Annotated in this window: 22 protein-coding genes and 1 riboswitch; of the genes, 12 read left to right on the top strand and 10 right to left on the bottom strand. The window is 54.3% G+C overall.

All coding sequences use genetic code 11. From position 1 onward, the window contains the following. Positions 1-308: 308 nt before the first annotated feature. The 3 genes from HGO37_RS22440 to HGO37_RS22430 all read right to left on the bottom strand — a co-directional run bounded on the left by HGO37_RS22440 (position 309) and on the right by HGO37_RS22430 (position 3,098). Positions 309-1,097, bottom strand: a complete 789-nt coding sequence (locus HGO37_RS22440; RefSeq protein ID WP_250985299.1) for a COG3904 family protein — start codon at positions 1,095-1,097, stop codon at positions 309-311. Next, the gene (locus HGO37_RS22435) at positions 1,094-2,413 is read right to left on the bottom strand and encodes a hypothetical protein (protein WP_250985298.1); all 1,320 of its coding nucleotides are present in this window, start codon (positions 2,411-2,413) and stop codon (positions 1,094-1,096) included. Before HGO37_RS22435 ends, HGO37_RS22440 begins: the two co-directional genes overlap by 4 nt. Positions 2,414-2,777: 364 nt before the next feature. Next, positions 2,778-3,098, bottom strand: a complete 321-nt coding sequence (locus HGO37_RS22430; RefSeq protein WP_405049414.1) for a PIN domain-containing protein — start codon at positions 3,096-3,098, stop codon at positions 2,778-2,780. 586 nt (positions 3,099-3,684) lie between these two features. Here HGO37_RS22430 and HGO37_RS22425 point away from each other — a divergent pair. From HGO37_RS22425 to HGO37_RS22395, 7 genes are all read left to right on the top strand, one after another. Next, positions 3,685-4,575 carry a substrate-binding domain-containing protein gene (locus tag HGO37_RS22425; RefSeq protein WP_250985297.1) on the top strand — a complete coding sequence of 297 codons (891 nt, stop codon included), beginning with the start codon at positions 3,685-3,687 and terminating at the stop codon, positions 4,573-4,575. Positions 4,576-4,718: 143 nt separating this feature from the next. Continuing rightward, positions 4,719-6,233, top strand: a complete 1,515-nt coding sequence (locus tag HGO37_RS22420; protein WP_250985296.1) for a sugar ABC transporter ATP-binding protein — start codon at positions 4,719-4,721, stop codon at positions 6,231-6,233. Next, positions 6,230-7,192, top strand: a complete 963-nt coding sequence (locus HGO37_RS22415; protein WP_192489155.1) for an ABC transporter permease — start codon at positions 6,230-6,232, stop codon at positions 7,190-7,192. Before HGO37_RS22420 ends, HGO37_RS22415 begins: the two co-directional genes overlap by 4 nt. 21 nt (positions 7,193-7,213) lie before the next feature. Continuing rightward, a complete protein-coding gene (locus HGO37_RS22410) occupies positions 7,214-8,164 on the top strand; it encodes a tagatose kinase (protein ID WP_250985295.1) in 951 nt (316 codons plus the stop codon). Continuing rightward, complete coding sequence (locus tag HGO37_RS22405) at positions 8,164-9,444, top strand: D-tagatose-bisphosphate aldolase, class II, non-catalytic subunit (protein WP_250985294.1); 1,281 nt, start codon at positions 8,164-8,166, stop codon at positions 9,442-9,444. The genes HGO37_RS22410 and HGO37_RS22405 overlap by 1 nt, the downstream gene beginning before the upstream one ends. A gap of 143 nt (positions 9,445-9,587) precedes the next feature. Further along, a complete protein-coding gene (locus HGO37_RS22400) occupies positions 9,588-10,607 on the top strand; it encodes a LacI family DNA-binding transcriptional regulator (RefSeq protein WP_192489432.1) in 1,020 nt (339 codons plus the stop codon). Positions 10,608-10,652: 45 nt separating this feature from the next. Continuing rightward, the gene (locus HGO37_RS22395; RefSeq protein ID WP_250985293.1) at positions 10,653-11,348 is read left to right on the top strand and encodes an HAD family hydrolase; all 696 of its coding nucleotides are present in this window, start codon (positions 10,653-10,655) and stop codon (positions 11,346-11,348) included. On the opposite strand, the gene HGO37_RS22390 is transcribed toward HGO37_RS22395, so the two are convergent. Genes HGO37_RS22390 through HGO37_RS22380 form a run of 3 tightly spaced genes read right to left on the bottom strand, consistent with a single transcriptional unit; the run spans position 11,335 to position 13,016 of the window. After that, positions 11,335-11,754: a DUF2177 family protein gene (locus HGO37_RS22390; protein WP_250985292.1), complete on the bottom strand. Its 420-nt coding sequence runs from the start codon at positions 11,752-11,754 to the stop codon at positions 11,335-11,337. The two genes, HGO37_RS22395 and HGO37_RS22390, sit on opposite strands and share 14 nt — an antisense overlap. A 24-nt stretch (positions 11,755-11,778) precedes the next feature. Then, on the bottom strand, positions 11,779-12,441 hold the full coding sequence (locus HGO37_RS22385; protein ID WP_250985355.1) for a ChrR family anti-sigma-E factor: 663 nt from the start codon (positions 12,439-12,441) through the stop codon (positions 11,779-11,781). Next, entirely contained in the window at positions 12,441-13,016 is a 576-nt protein-coding gene (locus HGO37_RS22380; protein WP_250985291.1) for a sigma-70 family RNA polymerase sigma factor, read from the bottom strand. Before HGO37_RS22380 ends, HGO37_RS22385 begins: the two co-directional genes overlap by 1 nt. 221 nt (positions 13,017-13,237) lie before the next feature. Between HGO37_RS22380 and HGO37_RS22375 the strand changes: the two genes are divergently transcribed. From HGO37_RS22375 to HGO37_RS22355, 5 genes are all read left to right on the top strand, one after another. Further along, on the top strand, positions 13,238-14,587 hold the full coding sequence (locus HGO37_RS22375; RefSeq protein ID WP_250985290.1) for an NAD(P)/FAD-dependent oxidoreductase: 1,350 nt from the start codon (positions 13,238-13,240) through the stop codon (positions 14,585-14,587). Continuing rightward, complete coding sequence (locus HGO37_RS22370; RefSeq protein ID WP_259146918.1) at positions 14,587-15,390, top strand: DUF1365 domain-containing protein; 804 nt, start codon at positions 14,587-14,589, stop codon at positions 15,388-15,390. The genes HGO37_RS22375 and HGO37_RS22370 overlap by 1 nt, the downstream gene beginning before the upstream one ends. Then, a complete protein-coding gene (locus HGO37_RS22365; RefSeq protein WP_250985288.1) occupies positions 15,377-16,594 on the top strand; it encodes an SAM-dependent methyltransferase in 1,218 nt (405 codons plus the stop codon). The genes HGO37_RS22370 and HGO37_RS22365 overlap by 14 nt, the downstream gene beginning before the upstream one ends. Positions 16,595-16,645: 51 nt before the next feature. Next, a complete protein-coding gene (locus HGO37_RS22360; RefSeq protein WP_250985287.1) occupies positions 16,646-18,076 on the top strand; it encodes a cryptochrome/photolyase family protein in 1,431 nt (476 codons plus the stop codon). Between the two features lie 131 nt (positions 18,077-18,207). Beyond that, positions 18,208-19,461 (top strand): NAD(P)/FAD-dependent oxidoreductase, encoded by a 1,254-nt coding sequence (locus tag HGO37_RS22355; RefSeq protein WP_250985286.1) that lies wholly within the window; start codon positions 18,208-18,210, stop codon positions 19,459-19,461. Between the two features lie 3 nt (positions 19,462-19,464). Here the strand turns inward: HGO37_RS22355 and HGO37_RS22350 are convergent, their stop codons facing one another. From HGO37_RS22350 to HGO37_RS22335, 4 genes are read right to left on the bottom strand one after another with little or no spacing between them, the layout of a single operon-like run. After that, positions 19,465-20,238 (bottom strand): class I SAM-dependent methyltransferase, encoded by a 774-nt coding sequence (locus tag HGO37_RS22350; protein WP_250985285.1) that lies wholly within the window; start codon positions 20,236-20,238, stop codon positions 19,465-19,467. A gap of 2 nt (positions 20,239-20,240) precedes the next feature. After that, positions 20,241-21,005 (bottom strand): ABC transporter ATP-binding protein, encoded by a 765-nt coding sequence (locus tag HGO37_RS22345; RefSeq protein ID WP_250985284.1) that lies wholly within the window; start codon positions 21,003-21,005, stop codon positions 20,241-20,243. Then, entirely contained in the window at positions 21,002-22,033 is a 1,032-nt protein-coding gene (locus HGO37_RS22340) for a FecCD family ABC transporter permease (protein WP_250985354.1), read from the bottom strand. The genes HGO37_RS22345 and HGO37_RS22340 overlap by 4 nt, the downstream gene beginning before the upstream one ends. A gap of 5 nt (positions 22,034-22,038) precedes the next feature. Further along, positions 22,039-23,058, bottom strand: a complete 1,020-nt coding sequence (locus tag HGO37_RS22335; RefSeq protein WP_250985283.1) for an ABC transporter substrate-binding protein — start codon at positions 23,056-23,058, stop codon at positions 22,039-22,041. Positions 23,059-23,240: 182 nt separating this feature from the next. Next, a riboswitch (cobalamin riboswitch) is annotated at positions 23,241-23,478 on the bottom strand. Positions 23,479-23,565: the final 87 nt, after the last annotated feature.

The following is a 23,565-nucleotide window of genomic DNA, read 5'->3' as shown; positions in this document are numbered from 1 at the left end:
GACGGGAGTTTGTTTGCGGCTAGCCGTATGTCGTGCCTTATCGAGAGGAGAAAACACAGTTCTGACGAAAGTTCTTAATTTGCGTCAACGAACCGTTTCGACGCGAAATTACCATCGGAAACATGTCTGAATCGAAGCCAAGCATCGACAGCCAGTATTCAGCGCCCTCCTCCAATCGACACGAGCTGGCTAAGGTAGACCCTCTGACGGACTCATCTGATGAGCTGGCGGAGCGTTTTTGCCTCTTCGATGGAAACTGCCCCGAATTCGCATATCGAAAACCGGGTTTACACATGTTCGATAAAGCATCAGCCAGCGCTCGGTACAGCCACATGGGTTCCGTCGGTCGTCAGGCGATATTTCGACATCTCCGCGGGAGTAAGATAATATAGCTGGTTTGGCGGGGTTTCCAGCGCATGGATCCACAAACCGGCGCCGATATCCATTTCGTCGAGATGTCGCGCGACACGCGCAGTGGTTGCCTGAGCGCTAGACATCGCTTGCTCCGGCGACGGGCGCTCGATGCTGCCATTGAACACCTGATGCACGCCCACTACGGCATCCTTTTCGGCCGATCTTGCCACGCCACCGGCAAATATGATTGGACAGGAGGAAGCGCAGAGCGCCTTTTCCGCAACCTTCGTGGCGATATTCCTCTCCCGGATCAGCTTGGACATCGCAATAGCGTCATCCACCGAACCTCCCGGTGAGTTCAAAGAGACCAATTTGATATATTCGCCACGAGCCTCCACCTCACTGGCAAACCGATCAGCAGCGCCGGGGTCGATGGTGCCCTCGGCACGGAGCACCCCACCGGAGACTAGATTAAACGTCATCGGCTTGCGCAAGACCTCTTCCGGGCTCGAGGGTTGTACCGGTGGCGAGCCAGGCGCTCCCGGCGCAGTCGTGGCGGGGAGAAAGGTCGGCAGGTTCGGCATTACATCAAGCGCCGGTCGCGCCGCTTCGGCTGTGCTGATCTCCCGGAGGTCGATCACCAGAAAGGCGGCCGCCGCCGCGAGCAGCACGTAGAAGGCGCCGCGCATCAATAAACCATCGTCCATGCTGATAACGGCCTTAAGCGCGGATGATGGTTTCATGTCGCCGGACCTTTGCGCGGCGTCTTGTTGAGGCCGAGACTAGTGATGTTATTGACCTCCGTGTCGTCCGCGCTACCTTCAGTTTCTGCAATAACTTCTTCTGTCGACTTCACTTCCCTGGCCGACATTGATTCGGCGGAGATGGCCTTCTGCATTGCCAGTGTCTGCATCATTTCAGCCACGGTGATCCGTTCGGCAAGCGGCATCGTCTCAACTTGTCTGCGAATTGCACCATTCACCACGGCCAGAATGAACACCATGACACCTGGCAACAGGTCGATGGAAATGGCCCCTGCCCATGCGGGAATGAAATCCGAAGCATAACGCAGAACGGCTTCCGCCGATGAGAGCGGCACGAAACGCCGTTCGGCCACGGGAGCCCGCGAAAGAATCTCGTCGGCGGCTTCCGACAGCACTTTGGATTGCGCCGCAACTGAAGTTCGGATCGTCTCCATCACGCGGTCTTGGCGGCTGATCAGATCCTGTTCGCCGCCGTCTGGGATCGGAGCGATGAAACCCAGCGAAAGGTCGTCGGCAGCACGGCGGATAGATGGCGCAATCGAGGTTTGCCCCAGCGAGGCAATGACTCCGGTCAGCGCCACGACTTCTGATGAGAACTTGTCGGCGCGTGGTTCTACGATGCCGGGTGCAGAGACCAGACCACGCATTGTCTCGAGGCGTTTCTGGCCTTCGATAAACAGGGTTGAAACCTGCTCCCGCGAGGCATTGATCCCGTTTTCCAGTTCGCTTAGTTGCGACGACATCTGTGAAAGAAGTGACACGACGCTGCCAGACCCGGTGGTGCCGGTCAGTGCGCCCGACTGTCGTTCGGATGCTGCAAGCTGGGTGAAGCGCTCCTTAGCGCGTTGAATGTCTGGCAAAAGGCTCTGTGCTGCCAGCGCATTCTGATGCGCCTGGTCCAAATCTTCCGTGTAATCCTCGAGTGTTTCCGCCAGGTGTTGTTCAAGCGCCGCCGATCCTGCGAGAGCAGCGGCGTTCAACCAACTCGACATAGCCAAAATCATGACGCAGCCCAAAGCCATCACCGCAAGCATGGCAGTGCGGCTCGAACGGCCGGTGATGTGTGGAAAGAATCGCGCCATGTAGGACCAGAAGGCATAGATGCCGACGGATACTGAGGCGGAATAGATGATGGCGGCAAAAAATACTGCCGTCGGCGAACCGTCCAGAAGGGTGCGAACACCCAGATAGGTGTATACGCCGGAAGCGAGTGCAAGAACAGCAAGGGCGAAGCGTGTCACCGTTTCGACCGCCTCCAGGCTTTCCTGCAAGCGATGCGATGCGCCAAGCGCCATGGCCAATCTCCGGAAAAGGAATGTATTCCTTATACACTGACTTAAAATTCGGCGAATTCAAGGCTGATGGAATATGAGCCTTCCCTCGTGGACTAAGCTACAAATTTTCGGCTCTTAGTGCGCGCTAGCGCCTCCATTGGTGTTGATCACATGAATTTAAAGGACTGCCCGGCCAGTCAGTCCTGTCAAGCGATCGCCCGAGATGGACCCGAACTTGCAACACGCCAATCTTTCTGGACTTCTTTAATGTCGTCAGCGTGCGATAATACCGCACATCGAGCATTAGCAAGGCTTCACCCAGCCCATTCCACGATCCGCAAACCAGGAACGCGATCGAATTCGCGCTGGTTATTTGTCATCATGATCAATCCGCGAGAACGTGCATGCCCCCCGCGATCAGTTGGTCATACAGCCTAATAGGCGTTCCATCGCAAGCAAGCTCGGCACGCAATTGACCAGTATGGCTGGCCGCGATCTCATCGTAAGGCAAAACCACTAGCCGTGCTGCAAAACTTTCAACGACCATCAGATTGCCCCGTCGATTCGCGGATTTTTCCGCCGCGTAAATCAGGTCCATCAAGCTGACTGAGCTGATGCACAGCGGTCCGTGATGGAGGTCGTAGGCTTCTTGAACCTGGTTTGGCTTGTCCTTGATGGTATTTATACCGATATTGGTATCGAGCATCTATTTCAGCATCAGAAAGCATCACGCTCCTGCATCGCGGGTTGATCACGTTCAACCACGAAATCCGATGTAGCTTCTAGTCATCGGAACAGTGTCGGGAAGCGGTTTTTCACGATTGAGCAGGGCGAGTGCTTTTGAGATTTCATTCGAGCACCGTGCCAACCTGAGCACGCGCCCAACATCGAAAGTGTTGAGCTATACGACCATCACGTCTATCGCGAACGTTAGATATGTAAACGATGGCGCGATAAAGCGTCGATCCGTTCGATTTTCACACAATTCTATATCGTGTGCCCAAAATTTCCGCACGACTATCTTCAGGAATCTAATGTGGAGCCGTCATCTTACCCGCTCACACTTGCGGAAAACGCAAGGTTCAATTTGATGTGCAAACATAGGATTAACATAATTTCCGTCGAGAGCCTTCACACGCACCCACATAAATATTTATCGCGCACATAATTTAAATTTGACGCGCGTAAAATTATATGATCTTGATGCCGCTGCGGTCGATACCGGGGAGGGTCTGCCACTTCGGCCGCTAATCAAAAACAGGCCCGTGCCGAAAACGTTTCGGGAGGAAAGAATGATCCGCAATCGTATTTTGAAGTCTGTTTTCGCACTTGGCATGCTGTCCGTTGCAGCAGTTTCCGCACATGCGGAAGGTATCGGTGCTTCGCTTCTCACGCAGCAGCACCCCTTCTACATCGATCTCGCAAACGCGATGAAGGATGAGGCCAAGGCAAAGAATATTCCGCTGGAAGTGTCCATTGCCAACCAGGACCTCAGCAAGCAGCTTGCAGACGTTGAAGACTTCATCGTCAAGGGCGTAGATGTCATCGTTATTTCGCCGGTTGATAGCCAGGGCGTACTCGCCGCTATAAACAAGGCTGAAAAGGCTGGCATCAAGGTCATCACCGTTGACGTTCCTGCCAAAGACGCAAAAGTTACCTCGCACATCGGTACCGACAACTACACCGGTGGAGTGAAGGCTGGCGAACTGATGGCGAAGGAACTTGGCAATAAGGGCAACGTCGCAATCATCGACTACCCGACCGTTCAGTCGGTTGTGAACCGCGTTGAAGGTTTCAAGAAGGCGATTGCTGAACATCCTGATATGAAGATCGTCTCGATCCAGACCGGCATCACGCGCGCTGAAGCCCTGGCTGCTGCACAGAACATGCTGCAGGCAAACCCTGATATCAACGGCATATTCGGTTTCGGTGATGACGCGGCTCTTGCTGCTGCCGTTGCTGTAAAGGCTGCCAACCTCGAAAGCCAGGTCAAGGTCATCGGCTTTGACGGTATGGAAGAGGCCCGCAAGGCAGTTGACTCCAACCCGGTGATGGTTGGCGTTATCCAGCAGTTCCCTGACCAGATGGGCAAGGCCGCTGTTGACACAGCCGCCAAGGTTATTGCTGGCGAGGAAGTTCCTGCGGACCAGCCAATCGTACCTGGTGTTTACACCAAGAAGTAAGCCTCCCAAGGCTGGCTGGCCCTTGTCTTCAGGGCAATTGGCCACGCCATTCGACGGTCCCGCGCTCCCCCCCAATCTCCCTTGCGCGGGACCGTTGAATAAAATTACAAAAAGAAGACGCAACAGGTTTGAGGAGACGCCGCATGGCAGACGCCGGCACGGACACTGTTCTCCAGATCAGCAATGTCACCAAAACATTCGGCACCGTTGCGGCGCTGAAGGATATGCGGCTCAACGTCAGGCGTGGCCGTGTGCATACACTGCTGGGCGAAAACGGTGCAGGAAAATCAACGCTGATGAAGATTTTGGCCGGTGTTTACCAGCCAAGCTCCGGCGACATTCGTCTGGACAACCAGCCTTACCAGCCAGCCAACCCGCAGGATGCGGCACGTTTGGGCCTGACCATCGTGTTTCAGGAACTGAGCCTGTGCAACAACCTGACAGTCGCTGAAAATATTCTGGCAACGCGCGAGCCGTCTTTTGCCGGTTTCATCAATGACCGTGCACTTGAGACGAAAGCGCGCGCCATCGTGAAGGAACTTGGCTTGCCGATCGACGTATCGGACAAGGTCGGCGACCTTTCGATTGCCCAGCGGCAGTTGGTCGAAATTGCCAAAGGTCTTAGCATCGATGCCCGTGTGGTGGTGCTGGACGAACCCACCTCCTCCTTGAGCGACAGCGAAGCCGAAATTCTATTTGGCATCGTCGAGCGACTTAAGGCGCAGGGCGTCGCCGTCATCTATATTTCGCACCGCATGGAAGAAATCATGCGGCTGAGCGACGATATCACCGTTGTCCGTGACGGCTGTTACATCACAACGCGTCAGCGTGAAGAGGCCACCATTGAAGAGCTCATCGCACTTATGGTCGGCCGCACGATGGACGAGATTTATCCGCAGCGCGAAACCCCTGCTCCGGAAGCATCGGTTGCGCCGATGTTGTCGGTAGAGGGCCTGGGACGCGAGGACGAATTCGAAAACATCAGCTTCGACGTGCGTCCCGGTGAAATTCTCGGTTTCTTTGGCCTGGTTGGTTCTGGACGCTCAGAGGTCATGAACGCGCTTTTCGGCATGAAACTGTCGACGGGCACGGTTCGTCTGAACGGTGAAACCGTCAAGATCAACTCGGCGGTCTCGGCCATTGAACATGGCATCGGTTTCGTGACCGAAAACCGCAAGGAAGAAGGCCTGGTTCTCAGCCAGAGTGTGGAATCCAACATCAGCATGGCCGCGCTGCAAAGCTTTGCGGGCAAGTTCGGATTTCTGCGGCGGAAGGAAGAGCGCCGTTCCGCCAATGCGGAAGTGGCGCGCCTTTCCATCAAGACCGCATCGCTGGAAACAACGGCGGGCTCTCTTTCCGGTGGCAACCAGCAGAAGATCGTTCTCGCGAAGTGGTTGCTTACCAAACCTAAGGTTCTGATCCTTGACGAACCAACACGTGGCGTCGATGTCGGCGCCAAATTCGAAATCTACAAGATCATTCGCCAGCTTGCGGCCGAGGGCACAGCTATCCTGCTGATCTCATCGGAATTGCCGGAAGTGCTGGGCATGAGCGATCGCGTCGTCGTGATGAACGAAGGCCGCATGATCGCAACTGCCAGCGGCGCAGATCTTAATCCTGAAACCATCATGACCTTCGCGACGGGGCACCAATCATGACCCAGACCAATTCTGTATCAGCCGCTTTTATGAAGATCATGAAGCAGTATGGCGGCATTCTTCTCGCGCTCATCATTTTGTGCGTTGTCTTTTCCTCTTATAATCAGCGGTTCATGTCGGTTGCCAACTTCATGAACATCCTGCAGCAGGTGGCAGTTATCGCCATCGCGGCCTTTGGCATGACCTGGGTCATTCTGCTCGGTGAAATCGACCTGTCTGTTGGCTCTATCATTGCCGTGGCCGGCATGGTCGGCGCGCAGTGTTTTGCCTTCGGCTTCGGTTTTTTCCCGGCCGTTCTGCTGACACTGTGTGCAGGCGCCATGATGGGCATGATCAACGGCACGCTGACGGCCAAGCTGCTGCTGCCATCCTTCATTGTAACCGTTGCGACAATGGGAATCTATCGCGGTCTCGTCAGCCTGCCGACCAATGGCGCGCCGGCAATGATCATGGATGAAAGCTGGACGGCGATTGGCGCCGACAGTTTCCTCGGTCTGCCGATCATTATCTGGATCGTAGTGGCACTCTTCCTGTTCAACCACATCCTGCTCAGCAAGACGACGTTCGGTCGCCGCGCTTATCTGATCGGCGGCAACAAGGAAGCAGCGCTTTATTCCGGCATTAAAGTTGATCGCATGAAGATCACCATCTTCATGATCTCCGGCATCATGGCCGCGATCTCCGGCATTCTTCTGTCGTCCCGCCTGTCATCAGCCCAGACCAACTCCGGTACAGGCGCTGAACTCGATGCGATTGCTGCAGCGGTTCTCGGCGGCACCAGCCTTGCTGGCGGCGTCGGAACCATGGTCGGCACGCTGATTGGTGCTTTGATCATCGGTGTGATGAACAACGGCATGAACATGCTGTCCGTGCCTTACTTCTACCAGCTCATCGCCAAGGGTCTGGTCATCCTCATTGCTGTCTGGCTCGACGTTCGCGCCAAGCAGGCAAAACGCTAATCCCGCATAAAAGACGATACCATGAGCAAGATACTGACCATCGGTGAAATCCTTGTCGAAATCATCGCGACAGATCGCGGAGACGGCTTCCGTGCGCCTGTGCCGCTGATCGGCCCCTTCCCTTCCGGTGCTCCTGCCATCTTCATTGATCAGGTGGGCAAGCTGGGCCAGCAATGCGCCATTATTTCGCGCGTCGGGGAAGACGATTTTGGTTATGTAAACCTCAACCGCCTCGAGGCAGACGGCGTTGATATCTCGGGTATCGAAGTCGATCCGCAGGGCACGACAGGCAGCGCCTTTGTGCGCTACCGTGAAGACGGAAGCCGGGCATTCGTGTTCAACATTCGCCACAGCGCATGTGGCCAGCTCAGCCTCAACGACAAAACGCGGGCTCTGCTGGACGAATGCACCCATCTGCACGTCATGGGCACAGCCCTATACGCTCCAAGCGTGGTTGAAACCATTCTGGCAGCCATCAAGAGCATCAAGGCAAAGGGCGGAACTGTATCGTTCGATCCAAACCTCCGCCCTGAAATTCTGGGCAGTCCAGGCATGCGTGAGGCACTGACAACGGTTCTGTCAAAGACTGACCTCTTCCTGCCAAGCGGCGAAGAGTTGTTCCTGTTCGCCAATGCCAAAACCGAACAGGAAGCAGTAGCGGAACTTCTGGCCGGCGGCATCAAGGCCATTGTCTTGAAACGCGGTGAAAAAGGCGCGACCTATTTCGACGCACAGCAGACCATTTCGCAGCCCGGATTTGAAGTGGAAGAGGTCGACCCCACTGGTGCTGGTGACAGCTTTGGTGCGACATTCGTCACCTTCTGGCTGGCTGGGAAAGAACCATCGGCAGCGCTTACGCTGGCCAATGCCTCCGGTGCCCGTGCGGTTACCAAAGCAGGACCAATGGAAGGCGCCTCCACGCAGGCTGAGCTAGAAGACTTCATAGCGAATACGGCAAGGAAACAAGCATAATGAGCCAGAACCCACTTCTCGATATCGCCAAGTGGAAAGATCGTACCGGTCCTCGCGGCATTCCATCCATCTGCTCGGCCCACCCGCTGGTTATCGAAGCTTCGATGCTGCACGCACTGAAAGATGGCAATTACCTCCTGATTGAAGCGACCTGTAATCAGGTCAACCAGGATGGTGGTTACACGGGCATGACACCGGCAGATTTTCGCACCTTTGTCGAAAAGATTGCTGCAAACACTGGATTTCCATTGGAAAAACTGATCCTAGGTGGCGATCACCTTGGTCCTAACCCATGGAAAAACCTGGCTGCATCCGAGGCCATGGAAAAGGCACGGGTGATGATTGCAGCCTTTGCCAAGGCGGGCTTCACCAAACTTCATCTGGACACCAGCATGGGCTGCGCCGGTGAACCTGTTGCCCTTCCAGATGCAATTACTGCCGAACGCGCCGCAAACCTAGCGGCCGTTGCTGAAGCTGCCATCAGTGGTGATAACGGCATCAAACCGGTCTACATAATCGGCACAGAGGTGCCAATTCCAGGCGGAGCCATGGAAGAATTGGAGACGCTTGAGGTCACCTCACCGCAGGCAGCACTCGAAACTGTCAACATTCATCGTCAGGCATTTATCGATGCAGGCGTGGAAGAGGCATTTTCACGCGCCATTGGCGCGGTCGTGCAGCCGGGTGTCGAGTTCGGCAACCACAATGTCATTCCGTATATTTCGGAGGCAGCCCGCGACCTGAGTGCGACACTTGCAGACATGCCAGGTTTTGTCTTCGAAGCGCATTCCACCGACTACCAGACACAGGAGGCACTGTCTTCGCTGGTCAATGACGGGTTTGCCATTTTGAAGGTGGGGCCCGGCCTTACCTTCGCCCTGCGGGAAGCATTCTACGGCCTAGACCGCATCGCCGCATTTCTGTTTCCTGGCAAGCGCAAGGAAAGCCTCATTGAGGTTATCGAGCGTGTGCTGACAGCAGATCCGAAAAACTGGGAAAAATACTACCACGGCACAGCAGACGAACAGCGTCTGCAGCGCCACTTCAGCTACAGCGACCGCATTCGTTATTACTGGCCAAATCCTGAAATTACTCCTGCAATCAATGCGTTGTTTGCTCTGCTTGATGGAGTGGAAATTCCGGAGACGCTTATCAGCCAGTACCTTCAGGGAAGTTATGAACGGGTTCGCGACGGCAAGGTGCGCCCTTACGCACATGACCTTTCCATTGCTGCAGTTGACGCCGTTCTGGATATTTATTTCAAGGCATGCCGCTCTTAAGGAGCGGCACAAAGCTTATCGTGTAAAATCAATCCGGCAGATTGATCGTCCCCTTGCGGGGAGGTAGATGTAAAAATTCAATCGATTTATGCCGGATTGACGAATGGGGAATTCATACCGTGGATAAAGCGCCGATCAAAACGATGGAGGATTTTTCCGAATTCGTCGGCCTGTCTCGGCCGACGGTTTCCAAATACTTCAATGACCCCTCGTCTGTTCGCAGCAAGACCCGCGATCTGATCGAGGCTGCCATCAAGGAATCCGGTTTTCGGCCGAATATGTTTGCGGTCAATCTCAATAGACGCCGCAGCAACATATTGGGGATCATCATTCCCAATTCAACCGACCCTTTCTACATGGCCCTCACGCGCCGTGTGGAGCTGCTGGCCAATGAAGCCGGTTTTCTGGCCTTCATCCTGTCATCGGATGGCAATCCTGAGATTGAACAGCGGGCCATTGAAACACTGAAGTCCATGAATGTCGCCGGTGCCATCATTGCACCGCTTGGCGTTAAGTCACATCACCAGACGCTTGCGCAGCTTGGCGCCAGCATTCCACTGATTTACGTGGATTCACCACTGGATGAGACCTCGTCGTTCGTCGGAACCAATAACCGCCAAAGTTTCCAGTTGATTGTCGACTATCTGTGCCGCTCGGGTGAACCGCCCTGCTATCTCGGCATGCCAGGTGTCAACAACAATGCCACCAGCCGTCGGCTGGCCTATATCGATGCCATGGAACAGTTACGGATCGAGCCGAAACTCGTTATAACATCAGAAGGTCGGGACTGGGACTTCGAAAAATTCGGTTATGACGAAACCATGCGCACCCTCAAGGAGCATGGGCGTTTCCCGACAAAGACGGTTTTGTGCGCCAACGACCGCGTGGCATTTGGTGCCATTGCTGCGGCATGGCAATCCGGCCTGAAGGTTGGGCGTGGTGTGGATTGCGATATTCGTATCGCCGGCCATGACGATCACCCACTGTCACGTTATGCCTGTCCCCCAATCACCACGGTTGCACAGAACTATAATGAGATTGGCCGACTGGCGACCGAACTGTTGCTGTCAAAACTTGGCGAAGCAACCGACGCAAAAAACGAGATTCCGTCGGACGAACGTATTTTGCTCAACGCCGAAATCATGCTGCGCGACTCTGCGTGAATGTGATAAGCGGAACCTCCCACCACTAACGAATGGAAACATGCCATGAAGAATGAAATGCGGTCCCTTCCCTCCTCCCTGAGCGAGGCTCACGCCGCTTTTCTGTTCGACATGGATGGAACCCTGTTGAACTCGATTGCCGTCGTTGAACGCGTGTGGCGTGAATGGGCCGTTGATAACGGCATTGAGCCGACTGCATTTCTGCAGCGTATTCATGGCCTCCGCGCCATCGAGGTGGTTCGCCGCGAGGCCGTGCCTGGTCTCGACGTTGTAGAGCAGGCCGCCATTCTGCTGCAACGCGAATTGGATGATGTTGACGGCATCATCAAAATTCCGGGCATCGCAAGCTTCCTGTCGAAAATTCCTGAGGGCCGTTGGGCTATTGTCACATCAGCCCCTCGTCCGCTTGCCGTCCTTCGCCTCGCCGCAGCCGGCATAGTTCCACCTGAGATCATGATCTGCGGTGAAGATGTCGAAAACGGCAAGCCAGACCCGGAAGGTTACCTGAAAGCCGCCAAGCTGCTTGGCGTCGATCCAACACAATGTGTGGTATTTGAGGATGCACCGGCTGGTATCAGTGCAGGCGAACGCATGGGCGCAAACGTCGTGGTGATCAGCGCAACACACTCACATCCAATTGAGACGGATCATCTTGCCATCGACAGTTATGACGAGTTGGACATTACAGTGACCGAGACTGGTGCTCTGCGTCTCGATCGCGCCAACGTTACGGCCCGCTGAGCTTTCCAACAAGCGCTGTCGTGACGAGGTATCCTGACAGGGATGCAATTCCTGTCAGGAATGTACCCCAGATGATGTCAACCACAGTCATCGACACCGACCAGCCCTTTAGGGTTGAAAGATTGGTCATGTCGTATGTGCCATAGGCGAGCATTCCCAACAGTGCGCCACTGATAAGCGCGGTTGTCCAATTGCCGGAAGTAAGCGCAGGCCAAACGCCGAAATAGACAATACCGGCCACGTAGAAAAGATAGAATATACCGGCAGCCGTTAAGTTCGGCTGCTCCAGCAACAGTGAACCGATGCGGCTGCGGTAAAAGGTGCGGGTCATGGTCGAAAGCCAGATGAAATCCAGGCCGAAGAATACCACAGCCGTTGCGACGTAGGCCGCCAGGTATTTCACCATATCATCTCTCCCTTTTTTCGCAGGTTAAATGCCAAGAAGCGGCTGTACCAGACGGACAACCCAGCTTCTGAATTTCAAAGGTGCATCCGTCACCGCAAGGCAGATACAATCAGCTTGCGTCGAAGCAACAGGCTTGTGCACCAGTTCTGAGTCCGCATCTTCTATGTCGCCACGGCCATAGCTGTCTGTTTCATCGGTAAAGCTGCCACTCAGAACGAGGGTAAGTTCCCGCCCTCCATGACCATGCTCCGGCACCGGCTTTCCGGCAGGTATACGCAGAAGACGCACACTGGTTTCATTATCGCCAGTTTTAATCGGCAAATGGTAGGCGCCACGCCCCAATGACTTCCACTTCACATCCGAGAGATCACCGCCAACATAGGAGCGTAGAGGTTCAGGAAGAACAGTGGCATCATGCGTAACAGCTGTGCGCTTTACGGGTAATGCTGGCTCATCACCCTCACAGGTGATCCGTGACTTGATGCTATCCCAGGCAGAGTCGACATTATTATCAATCGGCAGTCTGTCGATCATGTGTCCGCCAAGTTGCTCGAAACCTCTCAACCTCGAGCGGCAGGCGGGGCACAAAGCCAGATGGGAGGCAACTGCGATGCTCCATCCTTCGCCAAGCGTTCCGGCCGCATAAGACGACAGGAGATCGTCGCTAAGATGATGTCTGATCTCAATCATGCGTCGTCTCCTTGTCCAAGGACGAGGCGCAACTTGGCAAAGGCAAGCCGCATACGCGACTTCACCGTTCCAAGCGGTATATTGAGCTTCTGGGCAATCACGCTATGCGTTGCATCTTCAAAGAACGACATTTCAAGCAATTTCGCCTGTTCTCGCGGCAATCCGGCAAGTGCTGCCTTCAAATGTTCAGCGGTCTGTTGTGCGACCAGCACATTGTCGGCGGATGGCTCTGCATCGGGCACGAACACTGGGTCATCAGGATCAAACTCCGGCCGTTTCTCTTTACGGACCGCATCGATACGCAAATTACGGGCAATCGTGAAAATCCATGTTGAAAGCGACCCCTTGGAGCGGTCATACCTGTCCGCTTTGTTCCACACCGCGATCATTGTCTCCTGCATCAGCTCTTCTGCCAATTGGCTATCTGCAGCGAGTTTTGACATGTATGAACGAACGCGTGGCGCGAAATGTCGGAAAATTATCTCATAGGCATGAATGTCCTTTTCCGCGCTAATCGCGAACATCAGTTTTTCAAATTCATGCTGCCCGCTATCTGCGGCGCCATCATCCATTGCACTATTTCCTCGGCTCTTTCGACGTAATGGAGCAGACCGCCGGAATGTAATTCCAGCTTCCTTTTGCCACGTCGCGGCGCCTATGGAAATATGTGTGTTCATACCGCTTTTACGTCACGACTTGAACAATAGATCACCTGACTCAGTTTTTTTTGATCTGTAGCGATCCAACCTGCATTTCCTTGCGTAAAACATGCATTACAAAAATGAGGTAAGCAGTGGCGACCGAAAAACGATCCACGAACGAGACGAAACGCGTTGCTGTGATTGGCTCCGGCATATCCGGTCTTTCTGCGGCATGGTTGATCTCAAAAAGCGCCTCGGTAACGCTTTACGAAAGCGACGATAGGCTCGGCGGCCACTCAAACACCGTGACTGTTTCCGGCAGCAATGGCGATATTGATGTCGACACCGGCTTTATCGTTTACAATGAACGCAACTATCCGAACCTTGTTGAACTGTTTAAGACTGTTGGCGTTGAAACTCAGCCATCCAACATGTCTTTCGCCGTATCGTTGAACGGTGGCAAACTGGAGTATTCCGGTTCTGGTCTCAATGGACTGATGGGCCAACGCGGAAATATCGTAAAACCCCGCTTCTGGGCCATGTTACGAGACCTTATGCGTTTTTACCGCGAAGCGCCTTTGGCCTTGTCGTCACATGAGATGGACGATTTGACGATCGGCGATTATCTCGACATGAATGGTTATGGTCAGGGCTTTATCGACAACCATTTGTTGCCAATGGGTGCTGCAATTTGGTCGGCCAGCGCACAGGAAATGCGCGCTTACCCATTCAAGGCTTTCATTCGATTTTTCGTAAGCCATGGCCTGCTGACCCTAAAAGATCGACCGCTTTGGCGCACGGTAACAGGTGGCAGCCGACAATACGTAAAGCTCCTGATCGAGACGTTACCCGACATACGTACGTCGACCCGGATCGTCTCGATTGAGCGAAACAAAGACGGGGTCCACATCACCGACGAGCGCGGTAATCGCGAGACGTTTTCGGATGTCGTGTTGGCAACCCATGCCGATCAAGCGCTGGCTCTGCTGTCCGATGCATCGGACGAAGAACAAAATATGCTCGCGTCGTTCCGTTACACCGACAACGAAGCTGTTCTCCACACAGATCCGTCACTGATGCCAAAACGCAAACGCACATGGGCAAGCTGGAATTACATTGGTGAGACGAAACAAGATGGCGCCCAGTCACTCTGCGTGACCTACTGGATGAACCGTCTGCAGAATATTCCAATGTCCGACCCGTTGTTCGTCACGCTTAATCCGGTTCGCGAAATTGCGCCGGAAAATATCTTGCGGCTCATTCCTTATATGCATCCGCTTTTCGACGCCCCTGCACTGGAGGCTCAACGCAATCTCTGGCGCATTCAGGGTAAAAACCGCATATGGTTCTGTGGGGCCTATTGTGGTTATGGTTTTCATGAAGACGGGTTGCAATCCGGTCTGGCGGTTGCAGAGGCAATAACCGGGCAAAAACGCCCATGGACCGTGGCGGACGAATCCGGTCGCATTCATTTACCTCCCAAATTGGAGGCAGCAGAGTAATGTCGCATTCGGCGCTTTTTGCAGGAAAGGTCATGCACATGCGGTACCGCCCCAAGCGGCATCGCCTGCAATACAGCGTCTTCTCGCTTTTACTGGATTTGGATGAACTTCCATCACTAGACAAAAAACTGCGGCTGTTTGGTTACAATCGCCGTGCGTTGATCAGTTTCCATGACAAGGACCATGGCGATGGTCAGCCAGACGGCTTGCGGAATTGGGTAGAAATCCGGCTGGATGAAGCCGGTCTTTTGGAGCCTGGCATGCAAATCCGTGTGCTGTGCTATCCACGTATCCTGGGTTATGTTTTCAACCCGCTCACTCTCTATTTCTGCCATGGGAAAAATGGCTTGCGCGCCGTTCTTTACGAAGTGTGCAACACATTCGGTGAACGTCATACCTACACAATCGCGGTTGGGGCGTCGCAGCAGGAGAGCATTCGCCAATCCTGTGCCAAGGATTTTTACGTCTCACCCTTTGTGCCGATGAACTGCCACTATAATTTTCACATCGAACCGCCCGGTGAAAAAGTTTTGGTGCGGATCGATGAAGAAGACCCGGATGGCATGCTGCTGGTCGCATCCTTTGCCGCTAACAGGCAAGAGTTGAACAACCGTACACTGCTATCCGCCTTTGTGCGCCATCCTTTGATGACACTGAAAATCACCGCCGCAATCTACTGGGAAGCCCTGCTCCTCTGGCGCAAAGGCGCTCCGATCTATCGCCATAGTGCCGCAACCAACCGGGTTGCAAGCACTGTCGTCAGACCTTCATCTGCAGGAAATCAGGCTCATGACTCACGCTGAAGAAAAGTCTTTTGAAAGCCGCCTGAACAACTTGCCCTTTTGGGCAAGATTGGTGAAGGGCTGGGCCAACCGTATCGTGATCGGCAGTCTGACGATCAGGTTCCCCAACGGCAGCATGCATCATGTAGCCGGAGAGCAACCGGGGCCAGCGGCCACAATCTCGATATTATCAGGCCGCTTCGTTTGGCAGATCATGACGGAAGGCAATCTTGGACTGGCGCGCGGTTATATGGATGGCACCTGGGACAGCCCGGATATCGGCGCCGTTCTCGATCTGGGTTTGGCCAACGAAAAAGTGCTCTCCGGACTGATTGCCATTCCTTTCATGCGCAAGGTCATGGCCAATTACCGGCACCGGAAAAATGCCAATACCAAGGGTGGAAGCCGTCGCAATATTGCCTTCCATTACGACCTCGGCAACAAATTTTACGATCAGTGGCTGGATGGTACCATGACCTATTCCTCAGCCATTTTTCAGTGCCCCGAGCAATCACTGGATGAGGCACAAACCGCCAAATATGCCCGCATTGTCGAAAAGCTGGATATTCAGAAAGACGACACCGTACTGGAGATCGGATGTGGATGGGGCGGCTTTGCAGAATATGCTGCCCTCACCACCGGTTGCCGCATCCTGTGCCTTACGCTTTCCAATGAGCAGGCACTGTATGCGCAGGAACGCATGCGCCGTGCAGGACTGCTGGACCGTGTGGAGATCCGCATTCAGGACTACCGGGACTGCGAGGGTTTCTTTGACAAGATCGTTTCGATCGAAATGTTCGAGGCAGTTGGCGAGGAAAACTGGCCGATCTATTTCGACAAGGTCAAACATCTACTCAAGACAGGTGGTGAAGCCATGCTTCAGGTTATCACCATTTCCCGCGATCGTTTTGAAACCTACCGCAACACCGCAGACTTCATCCAGACCTACATCTTCCCAGGCGGCATGTTGCCGTCAAACGAAGCATTGGTCAGCGTTGCCAGCCACCACGGTCTCAAGCTGAGTGACCAATATCTGTTCGGCTTGGATTATGAGAAAACGCTCCTGTGGTGGGACCGCGCATTTTCCGCGCAGTGGCACAATATTGAACCCCTTGGCTTTGATAGCCGCTTCAAGCGCATGTGGCGTTATTACCTGCATTATTGCGCCGCAGGTTTCCGTTCCGGCCGCATTGATGTCGGCCAGTTTCATTTTCGATTAGAATAACAAGCATAGCAGTATGCTTCCTCTCCACCTTTATAAAACAGGAGCCGGAAGATGGTTTCACAAGCAGTCGTTTGGCTTCGCAACGACTTGAGAATTGGCGACAACCCTGCACTTGATGCAGCGCTTGCAAGAGGCGGTTCGGTTACAGCCGTTTATATACACGAAACGGACCATAACCTGCGCAAACCAGGCGCCGCGGTACAATGGTGGCTAGAACAAAGTCTTGCCAACTTTTGCAAACGGCTTGAGAAACTAGGCGTAACCCTCATTGTTGAAACAGGAAAATCCGCGGACATCCTGCCAAAGCTGGCAAAAGAGATAAAGCCGGAGGTGGTTTTCTGGAACCGTCGGTACGCACCAGCTGAGCGGGAATGCGATGCGCAGATAAAGACTGATCTTCGCCAGTCGGGTTTCACGGTAACCTCATTTCATGGCAATCTTCTCCTTGAACCCTGGCAACTCGAAACAGGCAGTGGCGGCCCCTATCAGGTCTTCACACCGTTTGCCCGTTCACTGCGTCAGAAGGGTGTGCCCACGCCCCTGCGTTTGCGCGACACCAAAGCGCAGTCATCATCTACCAAGCCTAAAAACTATGAGCGTCCATCCCCACCGCATTGGGCTGAAAAGATGGAAGGCTCGTGGCAGATTGGCGAAGAGGCCGGTTACGAGCAGTTCCACGACTTTCTTGATGACATCGTGAAGTCATATGCCGAAAGCCGCGACGTTCCCGGCAAGCTGGGAACGTCCAAGCTCTCACCCTATTTGCGATTTGGCGAAGTCAGCGTCCGACAGCTTTGGCACAGTGCTCTTCATTATGGCGAGCAACATCCTTCCGTCTCGTCGGGCGTCGAAAAATTTCTCTCTGAGCTGATCTGGAGAGACTTCCATTACCACCAGCTCTACCACCGCAAGGATATTGCGCGTTACGATATGCGCGATGCCATCGCCCATATCGAATGGCAGGAGAACAAAAAAGCGCTCAGCGCCTGGACAAAAGGACAGACGGGCTTCCCAATCGTCGACGCGGGCATGCGGCAATTATGGGCAACCGGATGGATGCACAATCGCGTCCGTATGCTGGTTGCCTCCCTGCTCACCAAAAACCTGCTCATCGATTGGCGACATGGTGAAGAGTGGTTCTGGGATACGCTGGTGGATGGCGACATTGCTAGTAATCCCGGCAGCTGGCAGTGGGTTGCCGGTTGTGGCATGGATGCTGCCCCTTACTTTCGCGTATTCAATCCCGTTGTCCAGGGCGAACGGTTCGATGCTGCGGGCGATTACGTCCGTGAATGGGTTCCTGAACTGGCCGACATGCCGAACAAATGGATACACAAACCGTTTGAAGCACCAGACACCGTACTGGAAAAAGCCGGTGTAGTACTGGGTAAAACTTATCCAAAACCTATTGTTGATTTGAAAAGCTCATCGCGTCGTGCACGCAACAGTAAAAAGGGCGAAGAAGACGATCTCTTCGCCTGACACTCAAGGCTTTGCGTCATCCAATCATAGAAGACATTTTATGTCGACAGTATGTATTACATCATGTTAGTGCTTGCCAAAAGCACTTCCTCCGTGGTTGGGAAGGGTGACAAAATCGGCGGGAGCGTCTTATGAGCGATCAGGAAAAACACGATGTGCTTGTGATTGGCACAGGCATTATCGGAGTGATGTCGGCACTTTATCTGCAATCACAAGGTCGTTCTGTAACCCTTTTGGAACGTGGAGAAATTGCACGGGGCGCAAGCTCCGGAAATGCCGGCATTCTAGCATTCCCTGAGATCATTCCCATTCCTGCGCCGGGCCTTATGAAAAAGGCGCCGCGTTGGCTTTTCGATCCGCTGGGCCCGTTAAGCGTTCCACCATCCTATGCCCTGAAGGTTGCTCCCTGGCTGTGGCGTTTCTGGCGCGCGAGCTCCGAATCCGCCTTCCGGCACGGACTAAAAACCCAGATCGCGATGATGAAACTGTCTGCCGCGGAGATGGACGTGATCCGCGCGATGCCCGAACTCTCCGGTTTCTTTACCAACACCGGAACGCTTGATCTTTACGACAGTGAAGCAAGCTTCAATGCCGCTGCTGCCGATTGGGCGGAAAAGGAAAAAGCCGGTTTTGTCTTCAACCGTGTTGGGCGCGATGAGATCGACGAATTGCAGCCGGGTCTGGCACCACAATTCCAGCACGCGATGTTTACACCTGGCGGCCTGCAGGTCTCCGAGCCATACGAATTCACCAAGGCGATTGCGGAACTGGTCATCGCACGAGGCGGCAAGCTGATTGAGGGCGAAGCGCTACGTCTTGAGCCCCGTGGCGACGAGGCGCGCGTGACCTTGACGGGCGGCAAAACACTGGACGCGGCAAAGGTGGTCGTCGCTGGTGGCGCATGGTCAAAGAACCTTGGTGCAAGCCTTGGCGAGAACCTGCCGCTTGAGACAGAACGTGGTTACAACACAACCCTGCCCGACCAGTCTTTCAACTTGACCCGCCAGCTCTATTTCAATGACCACGCGTTTGTCGTGACGCCGCTCTCCACCGGTATTCGAGTGGGTGGTGCCGTCGAACTGGGCGGTCTGTCACTGCCGCCGAATTACCGACGCTCCGAAGCACTTTTGGGAAAAGCTGCCAAGTTTCTGCCCGGTCTGAAAACCGAAGGCGGCAAACAGTGGATGGGTTTCCGCCCATCCATGCCAGATTGCCTGCCGGTTATCGGCGCCTCCAAGGTAAGCACCGCCATCATCTATGCCTTCGGGCACGGGCATCTTGGCCTGACGCAGTCGGCGGCAACGGGCAAACTGGTCAGCGATCTCGTTGCCGGACGGGAACCATCAATTTCCATCGATCCATTCCGCGCCGGCCGCTTCGGTTAAACATCACGGTTTTGTCGCGGTCAGAATAAACCGGCGATAAAGCCGTGTTCTCAAACGATCACGCAAATTCGCCTGCTTACGCTGCGCCACCGCAATCGGGTCATGCGAGTGCAGGCGAATATCTGAAAACCCGGCACCTTTCAGTAGTGGAATGATGCGTTCAGGACGAAGCCCGTCCCCGAACGGCAGCTGCTCCATAATGTGTTTGTGTTTGGCGCTTTGGGCACTGTCGTAATGTGGATCGGGCAGGGAAAACCGGCCAAGCAGCGCAATCAGCTTTGACGCGATGCGGCCAACCGGCGTCAATTGTGCCCAGTCCCCGTCAAAAACCAGCAAACGGCCACCGGACTTCAATACACGGTGCCATTCCTGAAACGCCTGTTCAGGCTGCGTCAACGTCCAGACCAGATGACGGCATACGATGGCATCATAGATGTCGTCAGGCTCCATCGTGTTTTCGGCATCTGCAAGCACAAAACGCAGACGCGGTTTTCCCGCGTGTTTGCGCCGCGCAACTGACAACATAGCCTCGGAGAAATCGAGGGCCGTCACGTCATGACCAATGTCGTGAATAAGCCGTGTCACCTCGCCCGTGCCACAGGCCAGTTCCAGCACGGATAATGAATGTTCACCTAAAGCGTCGCGCACTGGCTGCTGCCAGGCGTCAAATTCTGGTCCGGGTGGAATACGATGGCCGAATACCAGATCGAATGTTTCCGACCGTTTCGACCAGTAATCCCTGATATCGTCCTTGAGGTGGAAGTTGTCGATGCTCATGGTCAAGCCGTCTTGTACTGGATATGGCAACGGCCATGGTAAGATGATCGCTCGATACGCGCACTAACTCCAAAAACGTCACGAATGAGCGTTTCCGTCAGAACCTCTTCTGGCGGGCCGAAAGCCACGATCTCCCCTGCATGCATGACCGCGAGATTATCGCAGAACATCGCTGCAAGATTGAGATCATGCAAGGCGACGATACACGTTACCGGCAACCGGGACACCAGCGCCAGAATGTCCAGCTGGTGCTGAATGTCGAGGTGGTTGGTTGGTTCATCCAACAGAAGCTGTGACGGCGTTTGCGCCAATGCCCGGGCAATATGAACCCGCTGTTTTTCACCACCAGACAGCGTGTGCCAAAACCTAGACGCTTTATCCAGCATGCCGACATGTGTCAGCGCATCCTGTACGGCGGCCTCATCTTCCGACTTCCAGATTGAAATCGGGCTGCGATGCGGTGTTCGTCCAAGCTTGACGACATCGAGCACACTGACCTGGATTTCCGTCGTTGCCTGTTGTTCAACAAAGGCCGTACTTTTGGCAATCTGGGCCTGAGAAAGGGTCGCTATGTCCTCGCCGCCAAGTGTAATTACGCCGCTCTGGACTTTGCGGATACGGCAGATGAGCCGCAGCAAACTGGATTTTCCCGAACCATTTGGCCCAAGCAGGCCAAGCGTCGTGCCGGGTGCAGCGTCGAGAGTTACGCCATTGACAATAAGACTGCCGCCTGAAGCCCAGTGCACTTTTTCCAGCGAAATACTCATGCGGCCCTCCGTGCACGGTAGAGAATAAAGGCAAAAGCGGGCGCGCCAAACAATGCAGTTACCACGCCGATTGGCAGGATTTGCTGTGGGATGATGATACGTGACACGATATCGGCTGCCACCATGAATATGGCACCGATCATCGCAGACACAGGCAAAAGACGCTGATGTCCGGAGCCAGCAATGAACCGTGCGGCATGGGGAATGACCAACCCGACAAATCCGATACAGCCAACGATGCTGACGACGGTTGCCGTCATCAATGCCGTCACGCCAAGCAGAGTTATGCGTACACGACGAACGGGAATACCAAGTCCGGCGGCGGTATCTGTACCGAACATGAAAGCATCCAATGCCCGGGCATGGGCCGCACAAAACACAAAACCCAACAATGCAACGGGTGCAGCGAGATAAACGTCCGGCCAGCGCACACCGGACAGGCTACCGAGCAACCAGAACATCACACCACGTGCCTGTTCTGCATTTGCAGATGTGGTGACGATATAGGATGTCAGCGCATTAAAGAGCTGCGAACCGGCCACGCCGGCAAGAATTATACGGTCGCTGCTGCCACCAGCGCCGGCCGCAAGCAGTGACACGAGAAGAAACGCAACGACGGCGCCCAGAAATGCGCCCGTAGACAGTGTCAAAACACCGTAACCGATTCCCAGAACCATAATACAAACGGCACCGGTCGAGGCACCTGCGGAAATGCCCAGCACGAAAGGTTCAGCAAGAGGGTTGCGTAGCAATGCTTGCAGGATCACGCCACAGAGCGCCAGCGCAGCCCCTGCACTTGCCGCAACCAAGGCGCGGCTCAGACGATAGTCCCAGATTACGCCTTCATGGATGCGGCTGATTTCAAACGGCATTCCAAAGGCGCGTTTCATGATCGCCTTGACCGTCGTATCGAGCGGAATGGAAATTTCGCCGATCGACACGGCAAGACTTATCATGAAGCCGAGAAGCGTCAGAAAAAAGACGGTGACTGCCAAAGGCAGCCACCATGCTGAACGACGTGCAGGCATTTCTGTCACTTGGAAATCCCGAGCGCCTGGATACCCTTTGCCAGGATTTCAATGCCATCAATCGTACGAATGGTCGGGTTCATGGACTGTGCATCCATCATGACGAAATGTTTGTTCTTAACGGCATCCATGTGGCTGGTGACCGGATCGTTCTCCAGGAAGTCGATCTTGACCGCAGGATCATCGGCGGCATAACGGCGACGATCCATGGTAGCGATAACGACGACAGCAGGGTTGGATTCGGCAATGGTTTCCCAACCGACCAGCGGCCACTCTTCTTCCGTGCTTACGACATTTTTGGCACCAAGCGTTTTCAGAATATAGGCCGGAGCACTGTTTTTACCGGCAATATAGGCGTCGCCCTTCACTTCCTTGCTGGAGAACCAGAAAACAACAGGAAGATTGGCCGACGATGCGTTTCCGATCGACGCGACGGCTGCGGCCTCACGTGCCCTCAGATCGGCTACCAGTTTTTCGCCCCGTTCTTTGATATCGAAAATATCGGAGAGTTCGCTGATCTGCTGATAGATCAGATCCATCGTGAAAAGTTCTTTGCGTACGCCATCGCCACCATCGGCATTGATCTTGGCCACGCAGTCTGCAGGAGAAACATAGGTATTGATGCCAAGTGAACCGAATTGTTCGCGTTTGCCCACAGAACCCTGCGTGCCGACGTGCCATTCGAACTCCGCAGCAACCAGATCAGGCTCTTTGCCGACAACCGATTCAAAGCTGGGGTCATTGTCTGCAAGGCGCGGAATTTGCGCATTGACGCCTTCATATTCTTTCAAAACCGGCCCAACCCAAACGGCGGTACCGGCAATCTTGTCTGCCAAGCCAAGGGAAAACAGGATTTCGGTCATGCCCTGTCCGATCGAAACGATCTTTGCTGGCGCCTTTTCGAACGTAATCGACTGACCGCAATTGGTAACCGTCAACGGATATTGGGTCGCCGCATGGGCACTAGCAGAGAACCCGGCAACTAAAACGGTTACAGCACTGAGAGTTTTTATGATGGCACGCATGGAAGCCTCCCGATTGGAAATATTTGAAATGCAGTTGAGATTACGGGCCTAAATTGCCCGGTTTGTGCAGCGTTTAGAAAAACGACGCGCGGTTAACCCAACAATGCAATGAACGGAGGCAACAAATGCATATGTTATGTAATAACATGACTATTCCTTTCCGGACAACCCCGCCCGGTGCGTTGGATTAACAAATAACGGCAGGTCTCCTGGCTCACGAATTCACGCCGTTCATCTGCCTTCCCGTGCACTCAGCGGCACAGTGGCATGGTGTAAGAGCTACACCACAAGGATGAGCGGCAATCCGCTTACAGTTGCGGGGGCAGCCATGGCATTGTTTCTTCGATAGAAACGCACCATGTTCCCTATTAATCCCCTCCAGGTACAACCCTTTGGAGAACCGTCGGATGCCACTTATGGCCAAGGCGCAGACAAGGTCAAGGCTATTGCGACAGACCGAACAAAAGAAAACCGCCGCCCCAGAGATTGAGGCGGCGGCATTTTTCA

Origin of the sequence: Rhizobium sp. CG4, assembly GCF_023701965.1 — a bacterium.
GTDB lineage: Bacteria > Pseudomonadota > Alphaproteobacteria > Rhizobiales > Rhizobiaceae > Agrobacterium.
Note: the sequence above shows the minus strand (reverse complement) of the source record. Positions and strands in the feature narration are given on the sequence as shown.